At 60.6% G+C, this 4,336-nt stretch carries 4 protein-coding genes; 1 reads left to right on the plus strand and 3 read right to left on the minus strand.

What is annotated here, in order from left to right; translation table 11 throughout:
- From ACE3OH_RS20045 to flgA, 3 genes are all read right to left on the minus strand, one after another.
- On the minus strand, positions 1-1,643 hold a 1,643-nt coding region (locus ACE3OH_RS20045; protein WP_374357320.1), incomplete at its 3' end, for an isoleucine--tRNA ligase.
- Positions 1,644-1,710: 67 nt separating this feature from the next.
- A complete protein-coding gene (locus ACE3OH_RS20050) occupies positions 1,711-2,655 on the minus strand; it encodes a bifunctional riboflavin kinase/FAD synthetase (RefSeq protein WP_374357322.1) in 945 nt (314 codons plus the stop codon).
- 180 nt (positions 2,656-2,835) lie between these two features.
- On the minus strand, positions 2,836-3,525 hold the full coding sequence (gene flgA, locus ACE3OH_RS20055) for a flagellar basal body P-ring formation chaperone FlgA (RefSeq protein ID WP_374357324.1): 690 nt from the start codon (positions 3,523-3,525) through the stop codon (positions 2,836-2,838).
- Positions 3,526-3,701: 176 nt separating this feature from the next.
- On the opposite strand from flgA, the gene ACE3OH_RS20060 reads away from it, so the two are divergent.
- Positions 3,702-4,336 (plus strand): tetratricopeptide repeat protein (locus tag ACE3OH_RS20060; RefSeq protein ID WP_374357326.1); only part of this gene is annotated, 635 nt, incomplete at its 3' end.

Raw genomic sequence — 4,336 nt, forward strand, 5'->3', positions numbered from 1 at the left:
GCGGCATCCAGGGTGAACCAGGCATTGATGCCGCCTTGCTCGATGCGCTGCGCTACTTGCTCCAACAGCTCTAGCGAGCGTGGGTGCAGATCACCCGTCACCTTGTGCACGAAGAAGGTCATCGGCGTGCCCCAGTTGCGCTGGCGCGATACGCACCAGTCGGGGCGGTTGTTGATCATCGCCTCCAGCCGTGGCCGGCCCCAGTCGGGGAAGAACTCGGTGGCATCGACGGCGGCCTGGGCGTTCTGGCGCAGGGTCTTGCCATCGGCCATCTCCTTGTCCATGGCGATAAACCATTGGGCGGTGGCGCGGAAGATGATCGGCGTCTTGTGGCGCCAGCAATGCGGGTAGCTGTGGTTGAGCTTGACGTTGGCCAGCAGCGCTTCGTTGGCGGTCAACGTCTCGATCACGATGGGATTGCCTTCCCACACCGTCTTGCCTTCCACCAGCGCAACACCCGGCTTGAAGCGGCCATCGTCGGCCACCGGGTTTTCGTCGCTGAGGCCGTAATGCTGGCCGACCAGCCAGTCATCCAGGCCATGGGCCGGTGCGGTATGAACGAGGCCGGTGCCGGCATCGGTGGTGACATGGTTGCCGAGGATGATGGGCGATTCGCGGTCGTAGAACGGATGCTGCAGCTTCAGGTGCTCAAGCTTGCTGCCGTGGGCTTGCGCCACCACTTCGACGGATTCGAAGCCATAGCGCTTGATGGCGGCTTCGGCCAGCTCGCGCACCAGGATCAACAGGCCCTTGGGGGTTTCGATCAGATCGTACGTCAGCTCCGGATGCACGCACACGGCGCGGTTGGCCGGCAGCGTCCACGGTGTGGTGGTCCAGATCACCGCATAGGCCGGCACGCCGGCAATGCGTTCGGCCGGCAGGCCAAAGGCGGCAGCCAGGGCAGATGTATCCTTGACGGCGAAGGCCACATCGATGGCCGGGCTGATCTTGTCCTCGTACTCGACTTCTGCCTCGGCCAGCGAGGAGCCGCAATCGACGCACCAGTGCACCGGCTTCTGGCCCTTGACCAGATAGCTGTTGCGGTGGATTTCGCCGATGGTGCGCACGATATTGGCCTCGGTCTCATAGGCCATGGTCTTGTACGGGCTCTCCCAATCGCCCAGTACGCCCAGGCGGACGAAGTCCTTCTTCTGCCGCTCGATCTGGGTGTCAGCATATTCGCGGCACAGGGTGCGCACGAATTCAGCCGGCAAATGAATGGCCTTCTCATCCAGGCCGTTTTCCTTACGGAAGGCAACAATCTTGGCGTGGATGGCCGGCGAAGCTTCGATAGCCTTTTTGTCGCCCTTCACCAGCTTTTCGATCACATGCTCGATCGGCAGGCCATGGCAATCCCAGCCCGGCACATAGGGCGCATCAAAACCACTCAAGGTCTTGGTCTTGATGATGATGTCCTTGAGGATCTTGTTGGCGGCGTGGCCGAGGTGGATATCGCCGTTAGCATAGGGCGGGCCGTCATGCAGGATGAATTTGGGGCGGCCGGCGCTGGCAGCGCGGATCTTCTGATACAGCTTGTGCTCTTGCCAACGCTTGAGAAAACCGGGCTCGCGCTTTGCCAGATCGCCGCGCATCGGGAACGGCGTGTCGAGCAGGTTGACGGGATATTTGTTTGCTTCGGTCATGATGAAATCTCGGTAAATGGCAGGTAGGGCGCACTGGCGCCCACGCAAAGGAAAGCCCCCCGTCCGCTCACGAACGGGGGCTGCTAATTCGATTGCGATAAAAGGCGCGGGCGTCGTCCACGTCGCGGTGTATCTGGGCGATCAGCACCTCAAGGCCGTCGTATTTCGCCTCATCGCGCAGCTTGTGCAGAAAATCCACCTGCAAATGCCGGCCATACAGATCGCCGCTGAAGTCGGGCAGATGCACTTCCAGCGCTACCCGGCCGGAATCGTCCACCGTCGGCCGTTTGCCGAAACTGGTGGCACCAAGCAGCGGCGTGGCGGCAGCACCGTGGATTTCGGTGACAAAAATGCCGGCCAGGGGCGGGCGGTTGTGCTTGACCAGGATATTGGCGGTGGGAAAGCCGATTTCCCGGCCTAGCTTGTTGCCATGTACCACCCGGCCGCTGATGCGGTAGGGGCGGCCCAGCAGCTGCTCGGCCAGGGGCAGGTTGCCATCCATCAGTGCCTTGCGTACTGCCGTGCTGGAAGCGCGCTGGCCGTCCACTGCGATTTCCGGCATCGCTTCGGCGACAAAACCAAGCTGCGGGCCCAGCCGCGCCAGCAAGGCATTGTCGCCGCGCCGGCCCTTGCCAAAGCAGAAGTCGTCACCCACCAGCACATAGCGCGCGCCAATCTGGCCGGCGACGATCTCGCCGGCAAACTGTTCGGCTTCCAGGCTGGCAAAGGCGCGGGTGAAATGAGTCAGGTAAACCCGGTCCATGCCGGCATCGCGCAATAGTTCCAGCTTTTCGCGCAGGCTGGACAGGCGCGCTGGCGCCGAATCGGGCGCAAACAATTCGCGCGGATGCGGCTCGAAGGTGAGCACCGCTGCGGGCAGGCCGAGGCGCCGCGCTTCGCCGACCAAGCGATCGAGCATGGCGCGATGGCCACGATGCAGGCCGTCGAAATTACCGATGGTCAGTGCACAGGGCCCGGCATTGCGGAATGGAACACCACGAAATACCTGCATGAGGAAGGACTTAGCCGCCGAGGGAGGAAGGCGGATTCTACTTGGCAGGCGCCGCAGGGTCTAGGCGGCCATGTTGCGCTGCAAGATCGTCGCGCTGTCTGTGGCGGCTTGCGCCAGCTGTATACGGCAGCGCGGCGCAAGCGTCTGGCAGCGGGTGGGAGAATGCGCGCCGAGCCGGGCTCAGTATTTGATCTCGACCAGCCCACCCTCGCGCGCTGTGCCCTGCACGATGGCGCCAGAGGCCATCTTTACCCGCACTGCCTGGCCCTCATTGGCATTGCCGAGCGCACGGCCCTCGCTGGCTACCTCAAAGCCGGTGCCATGGGCCAGAACCTTGACTACTTCATTGATCTTGACCGCAAATGGCGGCCGCAGCAGATCCAGCCTGAGCGGCGCACCAGCCGGAATGCCTCCGACCAGGGTATGGCCGACCGCCTGCGCGTAATCGAGCACCGCATTGGCCGGCAGTTGGCCCAGGTCACCCGAGCGTTTTTCGATATCGGATTCGCTGATTTCGCTGCCATTGATCAAGGGGCGCGCCGCCACCCAGTAATCGGTCTGGATGCTGATTGCCACCGGCAGATTCACCGCCCATTTGGCACCCTTGCCGCATTTGATCTGCACACTGGTATTGCCGATCAGGCGATTTCCAGCTGGCAGTACGACATCGATTTTCGCGCAGGGTGCCAGATTGAGCCGGCTATCGAGCTTGCCCAGCTGGAAGCTGGCGCGGCTGCCGTAGTTGGCCAGCTGCTCGCCGATAAAGCGCGATGCGGCCTCGGCAATGGCTCCGGCATCCTGATACCGGTCGGCGCTATTGGCCAACAGGCTGACGGCTACAAGGGCAGGCAGAAAAACGGTGCGCGACATGGCGGCTGGCATGAAAGGTGGATTTCCAGTGTGGAACCATGTTGGCCACAAGGCAAGTGCTGTAGCGCGTTTCAGGCGATTGGTAGTGACTTTGGCGTTTTGTGTCTGCAACGGCGATGTATGCGGATAGGGGAAAACCCTTGCTCCATTGGTGCTAGAATGCGCCGAATTCTCTTGTGACCAGCATTTCAATGACTACAAATCGGACTCTGCCTGAAAATACCAAACCGCCACGTCTGATCGATCAATTGGCTGAGCAGGCCAGTGCAGCTGATTCAACCCAGTACGACGAACGCGCCGCCCAACAGCTGTTTAATAAGGGTATGGCTTACTTTAAGGGCGTTGGCGTCAAGCGTCACGACGGAATGGCCTTGTCATTCTGGCGAAAGGCTGCAGATATGGGGCATGCTGAGGCCTGCAATGCCGTCGGCTATATGTTGGAATTGGGTCGCGGAACATCCAAGAACGCCGCCGGCGCAGTTGCCAATTACCGCAAGGCTGCGCAGATGTTGAATCTGAATGGCAAGTACAATTTGGGGCGCTGCTATGCGCGTGGCATCGGTACAGAAAAGGATGAGCATAGCGCTGCCGATAATCTCAAGTACGCCGCCTATCGAGGGCAAACTGCCGCTAATATAGAATTGACGCAGCTTACTGGTGAGGCAGGGAGCTTTCTGGGCAATCTTTTTGGTAATTTATTTATTGCGGTCATATTATTCGCGTTGGGCAGTGCTTGCTTAATGGGTGGGTTTGCATTGAATAAGCAAGATGCACAAAGGAAAGAAATTGCGCGGCGCTTGGATAGTGAGGG

Origin of the sequence: Chitinimonas sp. (assembly GCF_041904975.1) — a bacterium.
Taxonomy (GTDB): domain Bacteria; phylum Pseudomonadota; class Gammaproteobacteria; order Burkholderiales; family Chitinimonadaceae; genus Chitinimonas.